Source organism: Reinekea sp. G2M2-21, from assembly GCF_015687175.1.
Lineage (GTDB): Bacteria > Pseudomonadota > Gammaproteobacteria > Pseudomonadales > Natronospirillaceae > Reinekea.
Window position 1 is genome coordinate 1,048,096 of sequence record NZ_JADPQG010000001.1, and the last position, 22,548, is coordinate 1,070,643.

Genomic DNA, 22,548 nt, shown 5'->3' on the forward strand with positions numbered 1-22,548 from the left:
GATCGTAGATAAATGATTTTTTGAATGGCGATCACAATCAGAAAAAGCAACACCTTGTTTCCTTAATTGCATCGAAGGATATTGAGATTTCTTATTAGTAGTCGGTAGGGTCAAAATCAATCATTCCGCAGTTACCTGTAATAAGTGCTCACATAAAAAAATCTCACGATTATAAAAAACAGGAAACAATAATGAATAAACAAACTACGGTTCTTGCGGCTGTCGCAGGGTTAATGACGTCTTCGCTGTTATTCGCAGCAGACCGAGTACCTGCAACGGCTGCACACCTGGCACAAAGCCTTGCTTCAGGAAATGACAACCAGGTTGCCTTGGTTAAGGCAATTACGTTGGCAAACGGCACAACCGTTGAAAAATTCCAGCAGCAATATCAGGGTGTACCGGTATGGGGCGACAATATTGTTCGTCGTCAGAGCGCAGGTATTGTCGCCAGCGCCACTGTACAGGGGCAGTTTATTGATGGTATCAGCAATGACATCAGTTCAGTAGCGCCTCGTTTTGACGGTAAATCCATTCTTGAACATGCCATGACGGAAAAAATTTTACAGACCCAGGGTCTACAACCGTCGAAAGCAAGTCTGCAAACCTATCTCGCCAGTGCTCAAAACAAGCAATTTAAACTCTGGGTGCGATTGAACGACAACGATGAGGCGCAGCTTGTCTATCTCGTGTCGTGGGTCGAATACGGTGACCAACCTTCACGCCCTCATATGTTTATTGATGCGCAAACCGGCGTGGTTCTGGATCAGTGGGACGGGCTGGCACATCGTGACGCGACCGGTCCTGGTGGTAATGAAAAAACAGGTCAGTACATCTATGGAACTGATTTCCCGCCGTTGAATGTTGATGATAATTGTCGAATGGATTCGCCAAATGTTGAAACAGTGAACATGAACAACAGTACGTCAGGTGGATCTGTGTTCTCATTCACTTGTCCTGAAAATACATACAAATACACCAACGGAGCCTACTCGCCACTGAACGATGCACACTTCTTTGGCAACGTTGTGTTTAACATGTTTTCAGATTGGTACAACACTGCACCTCTTAATCAGAAATTGCGCATGCGGGTACACTACGGTAATAACTACGAGAATGCGTTCTGGGATGGTAGCCAAATGACTTTTGGTGACGGGGCGAGTAGGTTTTATCCCTTAGTCAGTCTGGATGTTTCTGCGCATGAAGTCAGTCACGGTTTTACTGAGCAAAACTCAGGCTTGCAGTATTCTGGGCAGTCCGGCGGTATCAATGAAGCCTTTTCCGATATGGCCGGTGAAGCTGCGGAGTTTTTCATGAAGGGTAGCAATGACTGGAAGGTCGGCGCAGATATCTTTAAAGGAACGGGTTCGCTGCGTTATATGGATGACCCTACTAAAGATGGCAAGTCCATTGGAAATGCGGCCGATTACTACAACGGTATGGATGTGCACTACAGTTCTGGTGTATTTAACCGTGCGTTTTATTTGATTGCTACTACGTCTGGTTGGGACACACGCAAAGCGTTTGATATATTTGTGTTGGCCAATCAAACCTATTGGACTCAATCGACTAACTTTGTCAGCGGTGCTTGTGGCGCGGTAAGTGCAGCTACGGACCTGAATTATTCAGTGGCCGACGTCGTCGCTGCTTTCAATACGGTTGGCGTTTCAACCGCGTCATGTGGTGGTGGAACCGGTGATACGGAATTGGAGAATGGCGTTACGGTGTCTGGCCTAAGTGGATCGCAGGGTAGTGAAACGCGCTTTACTTTCGACGTGCCGGGTGATGCGACGACAGTCAATTTCGCTATGGCCGGTGGAAGTGGCGATGCAGACATGTATGTGAAGTTCGGCAGCGCACCTACAACCAGCAGCTATGATTGCCGACCTTATGTGGGTGGCAATGCTGAAAACTGTAGTTTCAATGCACAGGCTGGTACTTACTACGTCATGTTGCGCGGTTACTCAAGCTACAGTAATACGTCGTTAACAGCGAGCTATGATGTCAGCACTCCTGGTGGCGATTCTGGAACGGAAACCAACCTTTCAGCCGCTCGTCGTGATTGGTTGTATTTCCCAGTTCAGGTCCCTGCGGGTACTGGGTCATTGGATGTTAGTATTACCGGCGGAAGCGGTGATGCAGACTTGTATGTTCGCAAGGGTGCTCAGCCAACAACCAGCAGTTACAATTGTCGTCCGTACAAAAATGGCAATGAAGAAACCTGCTCATTCAGTTCTCCAGGTGCAGATACCTGGTACATTGGGATTCGTGCCTACACGGCATTTTCCGGTGTAACACTCAACTGGAGTTATGAATAAGTCCGATGTGAAAGGGGTTGGCGATAAATTTTAGTATCCGCCGGTCTCATAACTAGCATGTCAGCCAGCATACATTGCGTTTGCTGGCTTTTTTATGAAGTGATCTTTCGGTTATGCAACCCGGATAAGTGTGCTTTCATCCGTATGTTCAAATTGCCGTCCGTATATGTCGACGAGAACGGACTGCTGATAGTTCAGCTCGCTTCCTGCGACCGTCATTAACTGTTCAAACTTCAGAGTCTTGGCTTTCTCGGTCAAAAAAGGCGATTGGGAAATACACCACTGGTCGGAATCTGCTGTCGCCGCAACTTGGTAGGTAAATCGGGATTTTTTGTCTTTTGTCACCTGTCCTCCAGCCACGACGCTCAAACCCCTTGGGATTGAAAATGAATGAATTAATGTATCAGTTTCCGCATCCCAGCTCCAATAGCCACATTGATCATGGATCTGTTTATTGTCGTTAATACGGTAGATAACCTGATGATATTGAACGCTCAATAGGTTCTGCTCTTCGGCATTACTGAATGGTCTTACCGGATTAAACGTCAATCTTTCACGAAACCGATTTGTTTCTGTGCCGTCGGGATCGGGTGCTATATCAGTGCCCATCTGGCCGTGCCAACTTCCGATCAAAATCTGCAGAGGTCCGAAGTCGGTCGCGTTGGTGGTAATCATGTTTCCGCCTTTTCATTGTTCTTCAAGCATTTTGCTGTGCGCAGTGTATGGAGTCTTTTCAATAGAATAGGGTTTATCGTTTGGTATTAAAAGTGTAGCGTAATAGGCTCGATAGTTTTTTTTACCTAGCTAGAAGGGTGCAGCGGATCTGGATGTTTAGAGTTTTTTACCATGGAAATAAACGTTCGAATAGCCTGAAGAAATGCTTACTTTGGAGCTTTCTTGTCATACCTTGCTGTGTGTATGCGGATGATGTTCAGGAATGGCAGCAGATCATTCGACAAACGCCATATAGCATCAGTTTAGGCATGACCGGTAATCTGAAGACTATTCGTTCCTGGGTACTCTTTAACCGAGGCTATTGCGAGAATGAAAATCGCCATATTCTGTTTGATAGTCAAGGTCGGTTCTTGTCATGGCAAAACGATGCGCAGAACTCCGAAGAAACGCAACAATCGCTGAATGATGTTCGTCAGCGCTTGTTCGAGCGTGGCGATGTTGAACTTTGGCTACCCGGCCTAGAGGGAACCATGGGTTACCCATTCGCTTTTTCCTGTTGGCAACCACATGTAAATGTATCCGGTTCATTGGATGTATTGTTCGGACGCGCAGAAGAATCTAAATTGTGGGGAACCTGGGATGGGATAGTCGCGGGTACCCAGCAAAAACCGGTGTCACTCTATGATGTTGTTAAGTTGGTTTGGCAACAGCGGCAACAAGATTTACGCGAGCCTATCACTGATTTTTCATTCAGTTTGTTTTTAGCGCAACTGTTGATTGAGAGTGGCGGTGCCAAGGAGGCTCGTTCGCAAGATGATGCTGTCGGGATACTGCAACTTACTCCTCAGGCATTGTCTGATTGTGGTATCGACGAGAAGTTTTACAAGCACCGAATGGCGCAGGTAGATTGCGCTGTGCGCTTGTACGTCGTTAACCGGCGAAATTTAAATGATCCGTTTAACCAGCGGTTTAGTCATTTGCCAGAACAGAAGCGCGAGCGTTTGTTTGGGTTGATGCTCATGCAGTCGTATCACAGTGGTATTGGTAACCTGAGTCGGCTGCTTGAAGACGGCATAGAAGGAAAGGCTGCTCAGTATTTTGCCAAGTATCATGAGTATTATAGCGCGGACGATATTATGACCGGGCTGCTCTACCACAATCTCGGTCGAGAGCCATGGGGTTGGTCTTCGCTGTACTACCTGATTGATATTGAGCTGGTAGAGGCGCAGGTGTGCCAAGATGCTTTAACAAGCCCGTGTGATAGTGCTTTGAGCCCTTAGTATTAACGCTTGGTTTTGGTCACTATGGACGTTATCTGGCCGTCCTTCAACAGGGAAGTCATTTCATCTCCTGAATTAACCTGGTCGATACTTTGAATGACTCTGGATTCCTGATCTCGGGTGATCGAGTATCCGCGCTCCAACGTTGATAGAGGGGAAAGCACTTGCAGCGTGGCTACCAATTTCTGAAACTGGCTGCGTTTCGGGGAAATCGACAACGTCATGGATTTTTGCAATCGCATTTCAAGATGTTGGACGGATTGCCTGTCCTGGTGAATGAGGGTCTGCGGATTAACGCGCGTTAACCGATGAGTAAGGTGATTCAGTTGATTTTGTTGATTCTTCAGCGGTTGCTGAATAGCTTTTTGCAAACGTTGCTGCAGGTTTGAAAATGTTACTTTCCAGGCCGTTACCTGTTCAGCTGGATTTTTCAACCGCTTACGGAGATTGCTCAAAGTCGAGTCTGCCTGTTGCCACTGGTTCAACCAAGCCTTATGCAGTTGTGCTGCTTTTTGATCCAGGGTCTGCATGAGTTCAAATTGGTCGGGGCTGACCAGTTCTGCGGCCTGAGAGGGTGTTGCAGCTCGTACGTCGGCAACAAAATCCGCTATCGATACGTCAACTTCGTGCCCAACTGCCGAAATGACCGGCAAGTGAGATCGAAAAATGGCGCGTGCCACGGGTTCGGTGTTAAAGCACCAGAGGTCCTCGAGTGAACCGCCGCCTCGGCCGACAATAAGAACATCCACCTCGTTTCTTTGATTTGCCATGTTTATCGCATCGACGATTGTCGCAGTTGCTTCATTTCCCTGTACCTGAGACGGATAAAGAATGACGTTAATGGCTGGGAATCGGCGTTTTAACACCGTTAAAATGTCGTGAAACGCAGCGCCCGTGCTTGACGTTACGACGCCAACGGTGCGAATAGTTTGTGGTAGGGGTTGTTTATGATGGGTTTCAAACAGTCCTTCCGCTGCCAGTCGATCGCGCATTTGGAAGAAAGCCGCTTGCAAAGCGCCTGCACCGACCGGCTGCATTGAACTGACAATAAGCTGGTAATCACCGCGGCCTTCGTAAAGGCTCAATCTACCGTAGGCGATGACTTCATCCCCCTGTTTTGGTCTGTAACGGTTACCAATCAATGACCCTTTGAACATAGCGCAACGGATTTGGGCATTTTGGTCTTTCAGGGTGAAATAAAGATGGCCAGAGGCTGGCTTGCTTAATGTTGAGATTTCGCCCTGAACCGGAATCGCCGGGTATTGGGTTTCAAGCAGCTGTTTTACCTGGCGGTTCAGTTGCGACACGCTCAGCGGGGAATTCGGTTGATTGGGCAGCATTATTCTATTTTGGCCAGCAGAATGGGCTTTTATACGACCCGCAAAAAGGCAATGTATAGGAAAAAGCGATTTTGCCATAAAGCTTTGCTATTTAGCAAATCTGGTTATAATGCCGCCGCAACTCGATCCTGGTGCTGATCTATACTGACTCATCAGAATCCTATTTCCACGCCACCATGAAGGAAACAGACTATGTTGCGCATCGCTCAAACTGCCCTGACTTTCGATGACGTGTTGCTCGTTCCGGGCCACTCTGAAGTTCTGCCAAAAGAAGTCTCTCTGAAAACACACATCAGCCGAAATATTGAAATCAACATCCCCCTGGTTTCTGCAGCGATGGACACGGTCACCGAAGCTCGACTGGCAATTGCCATGGCACAGGAAGGCGGCATCGGGATTATTCATAAGAACATGACGGTTCAGGAACAGGCTCGGGAAGTCCGTAAAGTCAAAAAGTTCGAGTCGGGCGTTGTGCGAGATCCTATTACCATCAGCGCTGATGCAACGGTTAACGAACTGTTGAACCTGACCACAGAACACAATATCTCCGGCGTACCGGTGTTAGATGGTGATGAACTGGTCGGCATCGTCACTAGTCGGGATGTGCGCTTTGAAAAAAATCTTGATGCAAAAATCGCCAACATCATGACTGGCAAAGACAAACTGGTAACGGTCTTGGAAGGGGAAAGTCAGGAACGCGTTCGTGAGCTGTTGCACGAGCATCGTATTGAAAAAGTACTGGTGGTTAATAAAGATTTCAAACTGACCGGCATGATGACAGTCAAAGATATCAATAAAGCTAAGTCCTACCCGAATGCTTCGAAAGATGCCGAAGGGCGGTTGAGAGTGGGTGCCGCGGTTGGCACTGGTGCAGATACTCCCGATCGGGTTGAGGCATTGGTCAATGCAGGTGTCGATGTGATTATCGTGGATACTGCGCATGGCCACAGTAAGGGTGTGATTGACCGCGTACGTTGGGTCAAAGAAAACTTCCCTCAAGTCGATGTTATCGGTGGCAACATTGCCACAGCAGCCGCTGCAATTGCTTTAGCGGAAGCCGGTGCAGATGGCGTTAAGGTAGGGATTGGCCCTGGTTCAATCTGCACGACCCGTATCGTGGCCGGTGTCGGTGTGCCACAAATTACAGCGGTCGCGGATGTTGCAGAAGCGTTAAAAAGTTACGGCATTCCACTCATTGCAGACGGAGGCATTCGGTTTTCCGGTGATGTTGCAAAAGCGATTGTTGCTGGAGCGTCCGTCATCATGGCCGGTAGCATGTTTGCTGGTACCGATGAATCTCCAGGTGAAATTGAACTGTTTCAGGGACGTGCTTATAAGAGTTACCGTGGAATGGGGTCTCTGGGCGCGATGGCCCAGTCGCAAGGATCGAGTGATCGTTACTTCCAAACGGTAGAAAGTGGTGTAGAGAAACTGGTACCGGAAGGAATTGAAGGACGCATCGCTGTGAAAGGGCCCATGTCTGCAGTCATACACCAGCTTATGGGTGGCTTGCGTGCTGCAATGGGCTACACTGGCTGCAAAACCATCGAAGAAATGCGGGTTAAACCTGAATTTGTACAGATTACTGGTGCCGGTATGAAGGAGTCTCACGTACATGACGTGCAGATCACTAAGGAAGCGCCAAACTATCGGGTAAGCTGATCACCGACAATCGATCAATTAAAAAGCCGGCGTCTCATTGCAGATGAGTCGCCGCCACCTTAATTCAACAGAGTTTATAAAATGTCTCATGTAAATATCCATTCCCATAAAATTCTGATTCTCGATTTCGGGTCTCAATACACTCAGCTTATTGCCCGTCGCGTTCGTGAGCTGGGTGTATTCTGTGAAATCTATGCTTACGACATGGCCGATGACGATATTAAAGCTTTCGCGCCGAAAGGCATTATCTTGTCTGGCGGACCAGAATCCGTTACTGAAGCGAATAGCCCCAGAGCGCCTCAAATGGTGTTTGACCTCGGGGTTCCCGTGCTGGGAATCTGTTATGGCATGCAAACCATGGCCGAGCAATTTGGTGGTAAGGTTTCATCCTCTAAAGAGCAGGAATTTGGTTACGCCGAAGTCAAAGTAGAAGGCGACGGGCAGTTGTTGCATGGTTTGTTTGATCGTCAGTCTGCCGCCGGCGACATTCTCGACGTGTGGATGAGTCATGGAGACAAAGTAATCCAGTTGCCAGAAGGTTTTGAACTGATGGCTTCAACCCCGAGTTGTCCAATTGCCGCCATGGCGAATAACGCCAAAAAATACTATGGCATTCAGTTTCATCCGGAAGTTACCCATACGTTAAAAGGTGCGGAAATTCTCGAACGGTTTATCCGTACCATGGCGGATTGCGATGCGCTATGGACCGCTGAAAACATCATTGAAGATCAAATCGAACGTGTCCGCAACCAAGTAGGGGATCGACGTGTTCTGTTAGGTTTGTCAGGTGGCGTCGACTCATCCGTCGTGGCTGCATTATTACACCGCGCGATTGGCGATCAATTAACCTGTGTTTTCGTAGATAATGGATTGCTCCGTAAAGACGAAGGTGACCAGGTCATGAAAATGTTCGCCGACAACATGGGCGTGAATGTGGTTCGCGCCAACGCCGAAGAGCGGTTCTTAAATGCCCTTAAGGGTGAAGCCGACCCGGAAGCGAAGCGAAAGATTATTGGTCGTGAGTTTATCCATGTCTTTGATGAAGAAGCGCATAAGATTCAGAACGTTGATTTCCTTGCACAGGGCACTATTTATCCGGATGTGATTGAATCAGCCGCTTCTAAAACTGGCAAAGCTCACGTGATCAAGTCACATCATAATGTAGGCGGACTACCCGATGACATGAAGATGGAATTGGTAGAGCCATTACGGGAATTATTTAAAGACGAAGTGCGGAAAATAGGTCTGGAACTGGGCCTGCCATACGATATGGTTTACCGTCACCCGTTTCCCGGCCCTGGCTTGGGCGTGCGTATTCTTGGCGAAGTAAAGAAAGAATACGCCGACATCCTGCGGGAAGCCGATGCAATCTTTATGGAAGAGCTACACAATGCAGACTGGTACCATAAAACATCGCAAGCGTTCGCTGTGTTTCTGCCGGTTAAATCTGTCGGTGTTGTCGGAGATGGTCGCCGATACGAGTGGGTTATCGCCATTCGCGCCGTGGAAACGATTGATTTCATGACAGCACGTTGGGCGCATTTGCCCTACGAATTACTGGGTAAAGTCAGTAACCGAATCATTAACGAGATTAAGGGTGTCTCTCGTGTGGTTTACGATATTTCGGGTAAGCCACCGGCCACCATTGAGTGGGAATAAACCGCAGTTCAAACGCCTTAAGCCAAGTTGGCTGACATAACAGAAGCTGGCGTTGCGCAAAGTGCATCGCCGGCTTTTTTATTGGTACCCTGTATCGCCCTGATTTAAAATGCGTGAGCTTTCGTGCGGTTAAGTTATAAGCAAAAGGTGAGTGCACGTAGATATCGTTCTGCGAGTATCCGTTTAAACCAGATGTTTCGAGAATAAATTTGAATCCTTCGGCGACTGATCGGCACGAAATATTTATGCGGCGAGCATTAGAGCTCGCCGATCAAGCTTCTGAACAGGGCGAGGTGCCCATTGGTGCGGTTGTTGTTCAGGATGGCAAGATTATCGGTGAGGGGTTTAACCAAACCATAACCGGACTTGACCCCAGCGCACATGCGGAAATGGTGGCGATACGGGCTGCTGCAAAACGTATCGGCAATTATCGTTTGGTTGGGTGCTCGCTTTACGTCACGATTGAGCCATGTTCGATGTGTACCGGGTTGCTGGTGCACAGTCGTATTTCAACGTTAGTGTATGGTGCTGAGGAGCCTAAAGCGGGCGCTATTTGTTCCGCAGTGGACATTGCAACTCAGTCTCATTTCAATCATCAGTTTGCCATCTTTGCCGGTGTTCTCGCAGACGATTGTGCTGCGAAAATGAGCCAGTTTTTTAAGGTGCGTCGTGAGCGAAAAAAGGCGCTGCGTGCACGAGTCAATACCAATAAGGACCTTGAGTGAACACCACGAAACTCCGTTTTTCACAGATTTCCTGGCGTATATCGCCGATGTATTTACTGTTCTTCGCCTTGTTCGGCATTTTTATGCCCTTTGTCGCACGATTTTTAACCGAGAATGGGCTTACCGAGCGGGAGACTAGCGTCATTTTGGCTGTGGTGAATGGGGTTAACCTGTTTGCCCCCTTCTTGTTCAGTTATTTGGCTGATAAGACTGGCCGCCGACTTGTGTTTATTCGTTTTGGTTTCCTCGCCATTGGCCTGTTTTATTTACTCTCGCTGTTCGCTGAAGGCTTTTGGCAGTATCTGTTGATCTTTGGTTTGTTCGGGGTTTTTTTATCCGCAGTGTTGCCGCAGATGGAATCGGTGACACTCGCTATATTGGGTTCAGAAAGAAAACGCTATGGGCAGATTCGCTTGTGGGGATCGTTGGGATTTGTTGTTATCGTCTGGGTAATGGGGCAGCTTCTAGATATATACCCAGTCGCGATTTTACCAATAGCCGGTACCGTGGTAACGCTATTGATGTTCGCATCAACTTACATTATTCCTGAACGACCTCATGTCAAAGACAGCCAGGAGGCGAGTGCAGAGCAACGAGTTGACGACGCGTTTACGGTGCAATGGGGACAGGTGATCGTTTTATTGCTGGTGGTTTTGTTTTGGCAGTTCGGCATGGCACCTTACAATACTTTTTTTGATATTTATCTACGGGCTCAGGGTTTTTCCGCTTCAGTCAATGGGTTCCTAATCAGTTTTGGTGCCCTGTGCGAAATACTGATTTTTTTCTATGTTGCGCGTCTGTTCTCGCATTTTTCCGAGCGTATCTTGATGAGCTTTGCGCTGTTATTTACGATCATTCGCTGGCTATTGTTGTACCGTTTCCCTGATATATTTTGGATCGTGTTGTTCACGCAGTCACTACATGCGCTGACCTTTGGTCTGGTGCACTCTGTCGCTGTGCATCGTATTGCGCATCTCTTTCCAGAGTCACGGGCAAGTTTTGGTCAGGGTCTTTATGTCGCATTGGGAACCGGGCTTGGCTTGTTTTGCGGTAATCTGTTGGCGGGGTATTTGTGGAATGGTTCTGGTCTGGTCTATTTGCAGGCGGCAGGGTGGACACTGCTGGCCCTCGTGGTCACTTGGTTCGGCTTTAAAGAAACGCAACCAGAGTAGGTTGCTGGCAAAAAAGCCAACTGATTGCTCAGATGGCTTTTTTGGGGTTTGCCTGGTCAGTCTTGACCGGTACTCTGGGTATTCAGCGCGTGATGTGTCTTAGGAGATTTCAGTAAATCGCGATAAAACTCCTGATATTGGATCGCAGATTTTTTCCAACTGAATCGTTTTGCCATCCCGTTTCGTTGCATTGCCCTCCATTGTGTATGTTTGTTTTTGTACACATCGAGCATTCTCAACGTTTCTGTTAGTAGTGCTTCTTCACTCAATTCTGAGAACATAAAGCCTGTAGCTGACTTCAGATTGCGTTGTGATTGACTTAAACGACAAACAGTATCCTGCAGGCCGCCGACTTCGCGGACCAATGGGATAGTTCCATAGCGCAGACTGTAGATTTGATTGAGGCCGCAGGGTTCAAACACGGAAGGCATCAAAAAGGCATCAATTCCCGCCTCGATACGATGCGATAGTCCAACGTCATAACCGTTCACAAAATGGAAGCGATGTGGATACTGTCGTTGTATGAAGAGCAATTGATTTGCCATGGTCTGATCACCTGAGCCGAGCATAGCAATCTGGCAATCGTGATTCTTCATCAACTCCAGAATCACGGGAACCAGCAGATGAATGCCTTTTTGGTCCACCAGCCGACATATGCTGCCCAGTAGCGGGACATTAGGGTCAATATCGAGTTGTAATTCTTTCTGCAGGGCTCGTTTGCACTGGGCTTTTCCTGCGTCATCGGCCGCAGCGAATTGCTTGATAATCCACGGATCGGTTTCCGGATTCCATTGGTCGTAATCACATCCATTCAGGATTCCAGTAAGCGGTTTGGTCAGTGCGCGATATTTAAAGTCCAGCCCATGACCGCCCATTGGCGTGATCAATTCAGATGCATAGCCAGGGCTGACGGTGGTGACACCATCGGCAAAGCCCAGCGACCCTTTTAAAATATTCAGGCCGTTGCCATCCTCAAAATCATGCGGGTTATAGAATCGTTCATCAATCCCAACTTCGGCCAACCATCGTTTATCGCAATGCATTTGATAAGCACCGTTGTGGATTGACAGTACCGTACGCGTATTGGCAAAAAAGTCATCGTTGGCGAAGTGTTCTGAGACATAAAAACACGCAAGGGCCGACTGCCAGTCGTTAGTATGAACGATGTCGGGTTGCCAGTTTTCAACTTTACACCAGTCAAGTGACGCTTTACTGAGTACCGCGTATCGGTAGGCGTTGTCGTCGTAAGCATACTGGCCATCATCGTATAGGCCGTTGCGTGCGAAGCTCTTTTCATGGCTCATGGCAATGACAGAGAGGTCTTCGTGTTGCCCATAATGGGCATGGACGGACTCTCGGTTATAGTAGCTGATCTGGCTTTCAAACTCAGTGACTGGCCATTGTTGCCAGATATCACGGATTATTTGGTAAGCAGGCATTACGATGCGAACATCGTGACCCAGGGCGTGCAGGGCTTTGGGCAGGGCATAGGCGACATCAGCCAGCCCCCCGGTTTTTACAAAGCCTTCAACTTCAGAGGCAATAAACAAAATTTTCATGTAATTACTCAATCAAACCCGACGCGAGCCCCTTTTGGAATGACAACGATGCCATTGGGCGATACGTGGAAGCGTTCTTTATCATGCTCTGGGTTCGCGCCAATAATAGTACCTGGAGCGATAACAACGTCTTTATCGATAATGGCTTTGTGTATCTGACAACCGCGGCCGACGTCGATGTTGCCCAGTAAGACACTGTTTTCAATGTGTGCATGACTGTGGATGTGGCTGTTGTAGCCAAGTATGGAGTGATACACACCACTGCCGGAGACGATAGAGCCAGCCGACACAATGGAGCCTATGGCTTGGCCTTTTCGATTTTCCTGATCATGAACAAACTTCGCTGGTGGCACAGCAGGGTGATAACTGCGCATAGGCCAATGACGGTTGTACAGATCGATGGGTGGAATGATTTCCAGAAGATCCATGTTCGCTTCGTAGAGCGAGTCTATTGTACCCACATCGCGCCAGTAGCCGTTGGTACCTTCGGGTTCGCCACGAATGGCGTTGGTGGAGAAGTCGTAAACGTATACGTCTCCGGTGGGTACCAGAGTGGGAATAATGTTATGGCCGAAGTCGTGCAATGAGTCGCGCTCTTCAGCATCGGATTTCAGGCAATCAACCAGTGTGCCTGCAGTAAATACATAGTTACCCATTGACGCCAAAACATAGTCAGGGCGACCTGGTATGGTTTTTACATTCTTCTTAGGTTTTTCCTGAAAGCCGATCATTTTGTAATTTTCATCGATTTCGATGACGCCGAATTGGTCTGCCTGATCAACCGGTACTGGAATTGCCGCAACAGTGAGCTTGGCGTTATCGTGACTGCGGTGAAAATCGATCATCTGCCGCACATCCATTTTGTAAATATGGTCACCGCCGAAGACGCAAACAAATTCTGGGTCCAGACCTTCCACCAGTGAAATGTTCTGGTAAATCGCATCGGCGGTGCCCTGATACCAATGTTTGCCCATCTGCATTTGCGCCGGGATCGTATCAATAAAGCGATTGGTCAAGCCGGTGATTTGCCATCGGCGGCTCATGTGTTTATTAAGTGAGTGCGATTTAAATTGAGTAAGAACAAATATTTGCAGTAAGTCTGAGTTAACAAAGTTGTTAAGTACAAAGTCGATAATCCGGTAGTTACCTCCGAAGGGAACGGCTGGTTTTGCCCTCACGGAAGTAAGTGGCGCCAAACGTGTACCTTCACCACCGGCCAGAATCATAGAGAGTATTCCGGACATGTTGAATCCTTATTGTCTAGTTGCGTTGTCTTTGTTATGTAACTGCGGCGTTCGGCAGTTCTTTCATTTACCGGTCTGTGCCGGTTTTTCAGTGCTGTTGCCTGAAGGTGCTGCTGTACATAACCTTCGGGGCGGCTTCTGTATTCAGTTTAGGTTGTCTGCGGATACATCTGTATGACATGTATCGGTTTTACGCCCACTTGACCAAAGAAAACGTCAGAGTCCCATGGATTGGGTCGACCAAGCTCAAAAATGACTAAGGCAACAATGATGACAGCAAAGATGATCAAAAAAATTAAGAAACGTATGTTCATATAGACGGCTAACCTGTCGAATCTGGAAATAGAATACAGTCCCACCTGTGTATTGAAAAGACCAACGGGGTGTGAATTCTGATAATTGCGCCGCACAGTGAACTGACAAAATGTATAATTGTCGCCAACCATTCTGTTAAACTATTCAAATATTATAAATACCCTTATTAGGAGCCGCTTAGATGCGTTTACTGAACAAGACACTGGTGTTAACTCTTTCACTTACCGCTTTATCTTCAGTCAGTCTTGCAGATCCTTTATATACGATTAACAGCCCCTTTCTTACGGCGTCCTCATTGTTTGAACAGACAATTACCGAGTCAGCGGTCGTTGCGTTGAAACCAGAGACATCTGCGCAGGCGTCTGGTGATCTTGAAGTGCTGTCCCAATGTTTGTGGTCTGTGACAGTCACTCTGGACCAAGGTAATGTGCAGTACGCGCCGGGCAAAATGATTTGTGTAGGCCCAAAGCAAGAGGTATTGGAGGCTATCCCAGAAGGGACTATTACTGCTTTTGGTGCCTGTGTCACGCCAGCGTGCAGTAGTTGGATGGTGAATGGGCAGCAATTGGTTGAAATGGCCCTATCGTCACCGTTGCAGTTTTCGTTACAACCACGTAACGAACGCCAGTAATAAACGCTACAAGCGCCAAGTAGATTTATTCATAGGTTTGTTTTTTCTTCCAGCTATCCTGATCGTCCACAAGTGATTCCATCTCACCGGCTAATTTTTGTGATGCTTTGGCGCTGTCTGCCTCGCGGCTGCTGCGCCAGTCTTCAATTGCTTTGTTCAACAAGGCACGAATTTTCACGACTTCTTGCTTGAACTCATTTGCATAGGCTGAATTTTCGATAGTATCGAGCGCTTTCTGGTAGGCATTTCGGGTTTGTCGGAACTTTCCCTGCGCTTTGAATTCTTTACCTGTCAGCAGGAAAAAATCCACCGCGGTTTCAATTAACTTAATCTGCACCTGTTTGATCATCTTTTCAGCATGGTCTTTCTTGAGTCGACCGGTTTCGTAATTACGACGAATAAACTCGTTAAGAGATTTCAGTAATCCTCGGTAAATACTGGCTTGATCGGCACTGATAAATTCGTTTGTGGCGGGAGGCGGGTTCATCTTAACTCGTTCCCGCTCCTCTGCAATTTGACGATAGTCTTCTTTTAGCAGGTCGTTTTTGTCTGGAACCAGTGCCATGTGGCTCTTTAGGTTTTGTAACAGAGCTTGGTATAAAAAATCTCTTAATTCCGGCGAAAGGTAGCTATTTGGTAGCGTTCTTAAAAGATTTTGCAGTCTTCTCTGCTGAAGCATGAGCATTTTAATTTGATTATTCCGTGCTTCTAACGCTTTATGCCGACTTTGAGAGACAAGCATGCCAATAATCATGATCGCCAATACGGCAATACCAATTACGGTAAACAATGTCGTGTTTGCGTTCATAAATCAGACTTCTCAATGCTCGACTAAAGTTTAGGCACGAAACGGCATAAGACCAAATGTGCGTATCTCACCAGTGTAACGGCCGTTCCCGGGAAAAGTGAAGGTCATTTGGAAAAAGCGGCCGTAAAACAAGACGTTATGCGAAAGCGATTGCGAGAAGGATAGGTGTGAACCTGCCCTGGGGGATAGGGCAGGTTAGGTATCTCAGCTACAGCAATAACGCTGTTTGCGGAGTATCAGCAACCTCAGTATTAGATGTTGACCTAGGGTGCGGCTTTTTTTGCATTGCTTGCTTTTGGTATCTTGTTTGCCTTAGCCGTCGTGTTCGCTTGGGTTTTTGACCTTGGCTTAGTTGCGGCGGCTTTTTTGGGGGCGCTGTTTTTTGTGCTTTTCGCAGCAGTCAGCTGTTTTTCCAGAGCGTCAAGCCGAGATTGCAATATACCCAGCTCATCCGCTGATGCTAATCCAACCTTATGCAACAGCTTGGAGACCTTCGTCTCGAAGGTTGATTCGATTGAATCAAATCGTTGTTTCACGCGGTTTCGTGACCCTTTTACTCTTTCGGTCATTTCCTGCAGCGCATTATCAATATCGTCTTTTTTTTCCCTTTCAAATGTTTCGCCTTCGGCCATCAGCTCTTCCAACCAAACGTCGCCTTCGCGTTCAGCCCGTGCTATGGCACCCAAACCAGCCAACCAGATTTTTTTCGGTAGTGATGTGTCCATGACGGCACTCCTTTCAGGTGTGTCTACAGAATAGAACTGATCCGTCGTGGGGTTTTGATGAAGGTCAATATTTGATCACTGGTCGCGTGTAACCATGATACAAATATAACGCTGGTTATGGATATGAAAACGGTAGATCGAATACTTGAGGCCTCATTGATTCTATTGAATGAGCAAGGCGCGGCAAAAGTGACGACGAATGCGATTGCTGACCAGGCTGAACTGAGTGTAGGCAATCTTTATTATCATTTTAAAAATAAAGATGAAATTATCTTGGCGCTCTTTAAGCGCTTCAATGCGCAGCTCACACCCTTGTTAAGTATTGTCGAAGAGGATTGTGAACTCGAACACTGGGCACTCTGGTGGCACGAGTGGTTTGATTCTGTCGGTCATTATCAGTTTTTGTTCCATGATCAGAGCTATTTGCAATACAGTAATCGTCATATCCGACCGTATTATCATCGATTGATGAAACAGGTAGAGCAAAAGCAACTATCTATCTTTCAGTCTTTAAAACATCGGAATGAATTGGTGGCGACAGAGTCGGACTTGATCAGGATTGCTCAGCAGGTCACTTTTATTGCGATATTCTGGCAAGATTTTTATGAAATGCATCGTCATACGTCAACTCAGGACCAATCGCCTTTTACCAGTGCGTTGCAACAGATCTTGGGTTTGTTGCTACCTTACATGAAGGCTGCTGAGCAGATCCGCGTGGAACAACTGATCAAGCAGCCTAGCATGGTTAGTTAGGCCAGTTGGTCGCGAAGACTAACGAGAAAAACCTGGTAATCCTGTTAATTTGTGGCCTATGCAAAAAATAAGGTAACAAATCGCTTCGCAATAGCGTCCAATCCTGCGTTGGAAAACTTTGACGCAGCGCCACTATGCCTGCGGTTTACCGCCTTGTCTTGGCTGTCATAGCTGTCGCTTTAAGACATCTCTTTCCAAGTTATTCAGACTTTTACGAAGCTGCGCCATATGTGGGCTTAAGCGCCGATTTCGCTGTTTTGCTTTGTTAAGAATATGGTCATTGGCTAATAAATTCTGATCCGATAGAACCAAACCATAGTTTTCTAAAGTCTTATTCAACGTAGATTGACGTTCACGTAATTCGGCAAGTGTTGCCCTGTACGACTTATCAACCAATTGCACCCGGTTTTTGAAGCTGAATTCGTTGGCGAAGAACCAGTCGGCATCATCGGTCTTAGGTTCAAAAAGCAGGATGTCCTTGTCGGCAAAGTCCCGCTCATACTGCCGGAATCCGGTAACGGAGCGAGAATGCACCATGGCCCTGACCGCCTGACTGATAATACCGGTAGTACCTTCGTTGATGATCGATGTTGCTGCAGGTGCGTCGGTGGAAAACTTCTTATTGCAATAGGGCACGATCGGGTTAACGCAGATGACCATGTCCGCGCCCGCATCTAGTGCAGCAGATGCATGGACCGTTTTGTATAGAATGCCATCTATAAAATAGTGGTTATGAATTTCAACTGGCACATAAAGGCCAGGGACGCAGGTAGATGCCTGAACTGCTTTGGATATGGGCACATCGTCCCAGCCAGGTTGACCAAAAACAACTGACCGGCCGCAATCAAGGTCGGCCGCGACAATCATCAGTAATGGGTCTAGCTCGCGGAAGTCATTGCTGACGCCAATGTCATCGAACAGGTGGCGTAGATATTTTTCGATAGGTGCGTTGTTGAAAAAGCCCGCAGGTAATACCTGTTTCATGCGGGTAAAGCTTTCCAGCAACGACTCATCCTGCGGTTGTTTGACGTAATCGTAAATAGCGTTCCAGGCTAGGCCGGGAATTCTGGCCACTCTTCTTAAATACTCCTGCCATGCGGGAGTATAGAAAAGTGAGGGGTGAATTGGGTGTTCAACTTCGTCGGGACGCAACAGGTTACTGGCAATTTCTTCTATGCTGAATCGATTTGCCAATGAAGCAGCGATAACAGAACCCGCACTGACGCCAACATACATCGGCAGTTCATGCTGTTTCAGTTCGGGCAGCGCCTGCTGTAATGCCAGTAACGCACCCAATTCGTAAAGTCCTCCCATGGGACCACCGCCCGCAAGGGCGAGGGCGATGGTCTTAGAGTCGGTCAGCGGTCGTACACCCATAACTCACCTCCATTGCCTGAACATCGGAATCAGGCGGTGGTTTCTGTATCTGTCTTTTTGGTTTTTACAGCGGGTTTCTTAGCAGAGTTATCAACCGCAGCCTGCAGTGCATCTATTTTTTCAATCAACTCTGCAACATCATCTTTGGTGGGTACACCCAGTTTATCCAAAACTTTAATGACGCGATCTTCCAGAATCGCTTCCAGTTTGTCCCATTGACCAGATGCGCGGTTCATCACTGAATCAACTGTGTCATTAACCTGATTAGTGGTTTTGGTTGAAACCTTATCCTGGAACTTTTCACCTTCTTCGACCAAAGATGAGAACAGACGTCCACCTTCCTGACCGGTTTTTACAAACGCACCCAGTCCAGCCATCCACATTTGGCGTGCGGTGTCCATGGTGGTTTGAGTCGCAGTATTGAGTTTTGATTGTGTTAATTTGCTCATGACCTTTCCTCCAAATGACGAGCCAATTGATTTAGCTCCATATTTACTGTAATCCTCGGGTTTAGAGTAAACACACTAATTCGCTGCTGACCGGAGAAAAAATGATGACACAAGTCAACTTAGAAGAGGTTAAGGCGCTTTTTACGCCCTTATCAGAATCTCGCCTGATCGAACTCTGGCCTCGGTTACACGCCGGTGATTGCGAACCATTACCGCAGACTCCCCAATTAACGGCTGCCTGGTTGCTGTTTCACAACGGAGACTTCCAGCGCTGTGCGGAAGTGGCCAATGCATTGCCGGATGGACAATCCTTACGATTAAAAGCACTGGCGACCTATGCGCATTACCTGGAAACGGATTCAGATCAAAAGGTGGCATTGTTTAAGGAAATCGCCAGCATCAGCGAGCAAATAGTGAAAAATGATCCGTCGCAATTTAATGCTTACTACCAAATTGCTTACAACCTTGGCCGATATGGTCAGTTTATTTCGGTGACCAAAGCACTTGCCGAAGGCATCGCAGGAAAAATCCAGACTGCCCTGACGGCATGTTTGCGCTTAGCGCCCGAACACGCTGACGCCCATACGGCTCAGGGCACTTACGCAGCAGAAATTATCGGTAAATTGGGTAAACTGGCGGCCAAATTAACCTATGCGGTTTCCGCGGATGAAGCCATTGAGCATTACCGGAAGGCAGTGAAACTGGCGCCGTTCTCCATCAGCGCCAAAACAGAATACGCCGACGGTATCATTGCTCTTCACGGCAAAAAACAGTTGAAACAAGCCGTGGCTATGTACCAGGAAGCGGTTGCCAATCCACCGGCAGACGCGTTGGAGGCCTTGGATTATTACATTGCGCAGAGGGAGTTAGCGGAAGCATAGGGCTTCTACTTGAAGTACCCGATTTTACGCGCATCTCATTAACTGGCCGCATCTGGATGAAACCATTCGCGGGATAAAGCCCGTTCGGTGGTTAGTACCGGAACCAGAAAGTCATCGGGGTTCTCCAAGTGTTCGAACGCGTGGAAACCAGCGCAGACAAAGTGATGTATGTCTTCGTAACCGGCTAATTTTGCCGGCAATCTGGCCCAGGTTAATAAGGCACGGACCATGGGCATAGTTACAGCCTTCGCCAACTCATTCCCCAGCAGTTCGATCAAGTCCAATTGCCGTGCCCGCTGCTGCGGGTTGTTGGATAAGCGATACGCGTTTATCCATTGTGCCAAGGTAAGCTGGTTGATATTTGCTGTACCTGGGATATGACTGAGTAATACGGTGTCGAGCTCGAGACTCAGACTGTGCAATTCAGCAGCACTGGCCACAATTTCTAGAACCGATTCAGGCATCGTATTACACATCAGTGGAACCGCGTGGATCAGTTGCCGGTTGCGCCGGTGAAAATGTTCCGCGCAGTAGAGCTCATCTTTAAAGAAGTCCATTGCAGGGCGGAATCGGGTTTGTTGGTATAGGGCCTCATGGGTAACCAGAAGCCGATGAGATTGCCATTGCTGCAACTGCTTGAAGGCTACCGTCTGAGCCACGTTATTTACCTTTTCTAAATGAAACAGGATTTTTTGCTGGTATTTCTGAGAGTGCCTCATAAGTCGCCAATGACTAGGGTGGAATGGAAACATTAAACACCGTTGAATGCATTTTGAACTGATCTGTGTCATCACGTGGTTTCCGGCGCGATGACAATCTGAGTCTACAAAAAAAAGACTAGGGGACACAGACATGAAAGTTTTTGTCACCGGCGGTACGGGCTTTATCGGCGCCCGATTGGTAATAAAGTTAATTCAACAACAGCCCGATTTGGATGAGGTTTTCGTCCTGGTTCGGCCAACGTCTTTAGACAAAGCTCAGCAACGGTTTCAGGATATTTTGTCCGATCCTCAGACTGCCGAAAAGCTGACATTTATAGAAGGCAATTTACGAGAGCCATTGCTGGGTGTTTCCGCACCAGACATCGAAAGGCTGACCGGTCAAGTTACGGACTTTTTTCATTTGGGGGCAATTTACGACCTCAAAGCTGACCGCGAATCGCAATTGGCCGTCAATGTTCAGGGTACCCGTTTTGCCACCAATCTTGCGAAACAGATTCAGGTCAAAACTTTTCATCTGATGAGCTCCATAGCGGCGGCCGGTTTCTATCCGGGCGTGTTCCGTGAAGACATGTTCGCTGAAGCGGTGAATCTGGAGCATCCCTATTTTTCAACAAAGCACGAATCTGAACGTATCGTCCGTGAAGAAAGCGCTCTGCCATACCGTATTTACCGGCCTTCGTTTGTGGTCGGTGACTCCAAAACCGGAGAGATGGACAAAATAGATGGGCCGTATTATCTGTTCCATGTCTTGAAGTCGATTCGTAATGCCTTGCCGCCGTGGACACCCTTGTTGGGGGTAGAAGGTGGCCGATTTAATCTGGTGCCGGTCGATTTTGTTGTCGACGCGGTAAATCACCTGGCATTCGTGCCCGGGCAGGATGGGCAAACCTTTCATTTAACCGATACTGAGCATTGGAAATTTGGTCAGTTGCTTAACTTGTTCGCAAAAGCCGCGCATGCACCGCAATTTGAAATGCGCATAAATGCACGAATGTTTGAGTTCCTACCACCCATCATCCGGCAAGGGGTGCTCGGAGCACCGGGTGTTCAGGAAATTGTGAATGAGTTTGTCGATAGCCTTGGGATTCCCCGAGACTTTTTTAAGTTTCTAAACTGGCCAACAAAGTACGATAATCGCAAAGCGGAAGCATTGTTGCAGGAAGCAGGTATTTCAATTCCGCCACTGACGGGCTATGTGAACCAGCTTTGGGATTACTGGGAGCGGCATCTCGATCCGGATTTGTTCGTTGAAAAAACACTGGAACAGCGGCTGCACAATAAAGTGGTGCTGGTTACCGGTGGGTCCTCTGGAATTGGCAAGGCTACGGCTATCCGATTGGCGAAAAGCGGGGCGACGGTGCTGATTTGTGCACGTAACCCGGAACAACTGCATCAGGCCCATGTGGAAATAGAAGCCACAGGCGGCAAAGTCTACAGTTTTCAGGCAGATATTACCCTAGAGGAAGATCGAAACAGGCTGTTCGATATGATTCAAACGGAATTTTCCGGATTGGACTTCCTCATTAACAATGCAGGTCATTCGATCCGTCGTTCTGTCATGAATTCGCTCGATCGGTTACATGATTTTGAACGTACCATTAATCTGAATTACCTTGCCAGCGTAGCAATTACCTTGAAGAGCCTGCCACTGATGGAGCGTCGCCATGAAGGTCATGTGATTAATATTTCGTCGATTGGTGTGCTCAGTAATTCGCCTCGTTTTTCAGCCTATGTGGCTTCAAAATCTGCGTTGGAAGCATTCTCGCGTTGTGCCGCGGCAGAAATGGCAGACCATAAGATCTACTTTACCAATATCAACATGCCTTTAGTCCGTACACCGATGATTGCACCCACTGCACTGTACGATCAGGTGCCAACGTTGACGCCACAGGAATCCGCTGAACTGGTTGTTGAGGCAATATTGAAACGGCCAGAGCGTTTAACCACTAAGCTGGGCAAGTTTGCGGATGTGGTGCATACGCTGTCACCGTCACTGCAGCGTCAGATTCTGAATACGGCATTCCGGTTATTTCCTGAACAGTCCAGAAAATCAGACGAGGGAGAGCGGCCTAAGGCGCCGCCACCTACCTCGCCAGCACAACTGCTGTTTGCTACGCTGATGAAAGGAGTGCATTGGTAGTTTGATGAGGTGCGTACTGCCTGAACGGAACGGAAAATCTCTGGGCGATGATCTCAGGAGCTTTTCATCAAGGTAGTGGTGCAACGTCAGTCATATGGTTTTGATGGGTATCGCAA

The 22,548-nt window shown here is 47.7% G+C and carries 19 protein-coding genes; 10 read left to right on the forward strand and 9 right to left on the reverse strand.

Going from position 1 to position 22,548, the window contains the following annotated elements; translation table 11 throughout:
• The first annotated feature begins 191 nt into the window (after positions 1-191).
• Positions 192-2,315 carry a M4 family metallopeptidase gene (locus IYN85_RS26275; RefSeq protein WP_304627146.1) on the forward strand — a complete coding sequence of 708 codons (2,124 nt, stop codon included), beginning with the start codon at positions 192-194 and terminating at the stop codon, positions 2,313-2,315.
• A 111-nt stretch (positions 2,316-2,426) separates the two neighbouring features.
• On the opposite strand, the gene IYN85_RS04835 is transcribed toward IYN85_RS26275, so the two are convergent.
• On the reverse strand, positions 2,427-2,990 hold the full coding sequence (locus IYN85_RS04835; protein WP_196157697.1) for a heme-binding beta-barrel domain-containing protein: 564 nt from the start codon (positions 2,988-2,990) through the stop codon (positions 2,427-2,429).
• A gap of 152 nt (positions 2,991-3,142) precedes the next feature.
• On the opposite strand from IYN85_RS04835, the gene IYN85_RS04840 reads away from it, so the two are divergent.
• A complete protein-coding gene (locus tag IYN85_RS04840) occupies positions 3,143-4,270 on the forward strand; it encodes a hypothetical protein (protein ID WP_196157698.1) in 1,128 nt (375 codons plus the stop codon).
• A gap of 2 nt (positions 4,271-4,272) precedes the next feature.
• On the opposite strand, the gene xseA is transcribed toward IYN85_RS04840, so the two are convergent.
• Complete coding sequence (xseA, locus tag IYN85_RS04845) at positions 4,273-5,610, reverse strand: exodeoxyribonuclease VII large subunit (protein ID WP_196157699.1); 1,338 nt, start codon at positions 5,608-5,610, stop codon at positions 4,273-4,275.
• Between the two features lie 192 nt (positions 5,611-5,802).
• Between xseA and guaB the strand changes: the two genes are divergently transcribed.
• From guaB to IYN85_RS04865, 4 genes are all read left to right on the forward strand, one after another.
• Positions 5,803-7,272, forward strand: coding sequence for an IMP dehydrogenase (gene guaB, locus IYN85_RS04850; protein ID WP_196157700.1), 1,470 nt, complete (start codon positions 5,803-5,805; stop codon positions 7,270-7,272).
• 81 nt (positions 7,273-7,353) lie between these two features.
• Complete coding sequence (gene guaA / locus IYN85_RS04855; protein WP_196157701.1) at positions 7,354-8,931, forward strand: glutamine-hydrolyzing GMP synthase; 1,578 nt, start codon at positions 7,354-7,356, stop codon at positions 8,929-8,931.
• Positions 8,932-9,140: 209 nt separating this feature from the next.
• Positions 9,141-9,656 (forward strand): tRNA adenosine(34) deaminase TadA, encoded by a 516-nt coding sequence (tadA, locus tag IYN85_RS04860; RefSeq protein ID WP_255533626.1) that lies wholly within the window; start codon positions 9,141-9,143, stop codon positions 9,654-9,656.
• A complete protein-coding gene (locus IYN85_RS04865) occupies positions 9,653-10,828 on the forward strand; it encodes an MFS transporter (protein WP_196157703.1) in 1,176 nt (391 codons plus the stop codon). The genes tadA and IYN85_RS04865 overlap by 4 nt, the downstream gene beginning before the upstream one ends.
• 56 nt (positions 10,829-10,884) lie before the next feature.
• Here the strand turns inward: IYN85_RS04865 and IYN85_RS04870 are convergent, their stop codons facing one another.
• A complete protein-coding gene (locus tag IYN85_RS04870; protein ID WP_196157704.1) occupies positions 10,885-12,387 on the reverse strand; it encodes a glycogen synthase in 1,503 nt (500 codons plus the stop codon).
• Between the two features lie 8 nt (positions 12,388-12,395).
• Positions 12,396-13,631 carry a glucose-1-phosphate adenylyltransferase gene (gene glgC, locus IYN85_RS04875; RefSeq protein ID WP_196157705.1) on the reverse strand — a complete coding sequence of 412 codons (1,236 nt, stop codon included), beginning with the start codon at positions 13,629-13,631 and terminating at the stop codon, positions 12,396-12,398.
• Positions 13,632-14,127: 496 nt separating this feature from the next.
• Between glgC and IYN85_RS04880 the strand changes: the two genes are divergently transcribed.
• A complete protein-coding gene (locus tag IYN85_RS04880; protein ID WP_196157706.1) occupies positions 14,128-14,577 on the forward strand; it encodes a hypothetical protein in 450 nt (149 codons plus the stop codon).
• 25 nt (positions 14,578-14,602) lie between these two features.
• On the opposite strand, the gene IYN85_RS04885 is transcribed toward IYN85_RS04880, so the two are convergent.
• Both IYN85_RS04885 and IYN85_RS04890 read right to left on the reverse strand, forming a co-directional pair.
• On the reverse strand, positions 14,603-15,385 hold the full coding sequence (locus tag IYN85_RS04885; RefSeq protein WP_196157707.1) for a hypothetical protein: 783 nt from the start codon (positions 15,383-15,385) through the stop codon (positions 14,603-14,605).
• Between the two features lie 263 nt (positions 15,386-15,648).
• Positions 15,649-16,110, reverse strand: a complete 462-nt coding sequence (locus IYN85_RS04890; protein ID WP_196157708.1) for a phasin family protein — start codon at positions 16,108-16,110, stop codon at positions 15,649-15,651.
• Between the two features lie 123 nt (positions 16,111-16,233).
• Here IYN85_RS04890 and IYN85_RS04895 point away from each other — a divergent pair, with 123 nt between their 5' ends.
• A complete protein-coding gene (locus IYN85_RS04895; RefSeq protein ID WP_196157709.1) occupies positions 16,234-16,863 on the forward strand; it encodes a TetR/AcrR family transcriptional regulator in 630 nt (209 codons plus the stop codon).
• Positions 16,864-17,028: 165 nt separating this feature from the next.
• Here the strand turns inward: IYN85_RS04895 and IYN85_RS04900 are convergent, their stop codons facing one another.
• Together IYN85_RS04900 and IYN85_RS04905 are read right to left on the reverse strand one after the other, a co-directional pair.
• The gene (locus IYN85_RS04900) at positions 17,029-18,240 is read right to left on the reverse strand and encodes a patatin-like phospholipase family protein (RefSeq protein WP_196157710.1); all 1,212 of its coding nucleotides are present in this window, start codon (positions 18,238-18,240) and stop codon (positions 17,029-17,031) included.
• 29 nt (positions 18,241-18,269) lie between these two features.
• Positions 18,270-18,689, reverse strand: coding sequence for a phasin family protein (locus IYN85_RS04905; protein ID WP_196157711.1), 420 nt, complete (start codon positions 18,687-18,689; stop codon positions 18,270-18,272).
• 101 nt (positions 18,690-18,790) lie between these two features.
• Between IYN85_RS04905 and IYN85_RS04910 the strand changes: the two genes are divergently transcribed.
• Positions 18,791-19,570 carry a hypothetical protein gene (locus tag IYN85_RS04910; RefSeq protein ID WP_196157712.1) on the forward strand — a complete coding sequence of 260 codons (780 nt, stop codon included), beginning with the start codon at positions 18,791-18,793 and terminating at the stop codon, positions 19,568-19,570.
• Positions 19,571-19,608: 38 nt separating this feature from the next.
• Here the strand turns inward: IYN85_RS04910 and IYN85_RS04915 are convergent, their stop codons facing one another.
• Complete coding sequence (locus IYN85_RS04915) at positions 19,609-20,229, reverse strand: hypothetical protein (protein ID WP_196157713.1); 621 nt, start codon at positions 20,227-20,229, stop codon at positions 19,609-19,611.
• Between the two features lie 193 nt (positions 20,230-20,422).
• On the opposite strand from IYN85_RS04915, the gene IYN85_RS04920 reads away from it, so the two are divergent.
• Positions 20,423-22,432, forward strand: coding sequence for an SDR family oxidoreductase (locus IYN85_RS04920; protein ID WP_196157714.1), 2,010 nt, complete (start codon positions 20,423-20,425; stop codon positions 22,430-22,432).
• The last annotated feature ends 116 nt before the right edge of the window (positions 22,433-22,548 follow it).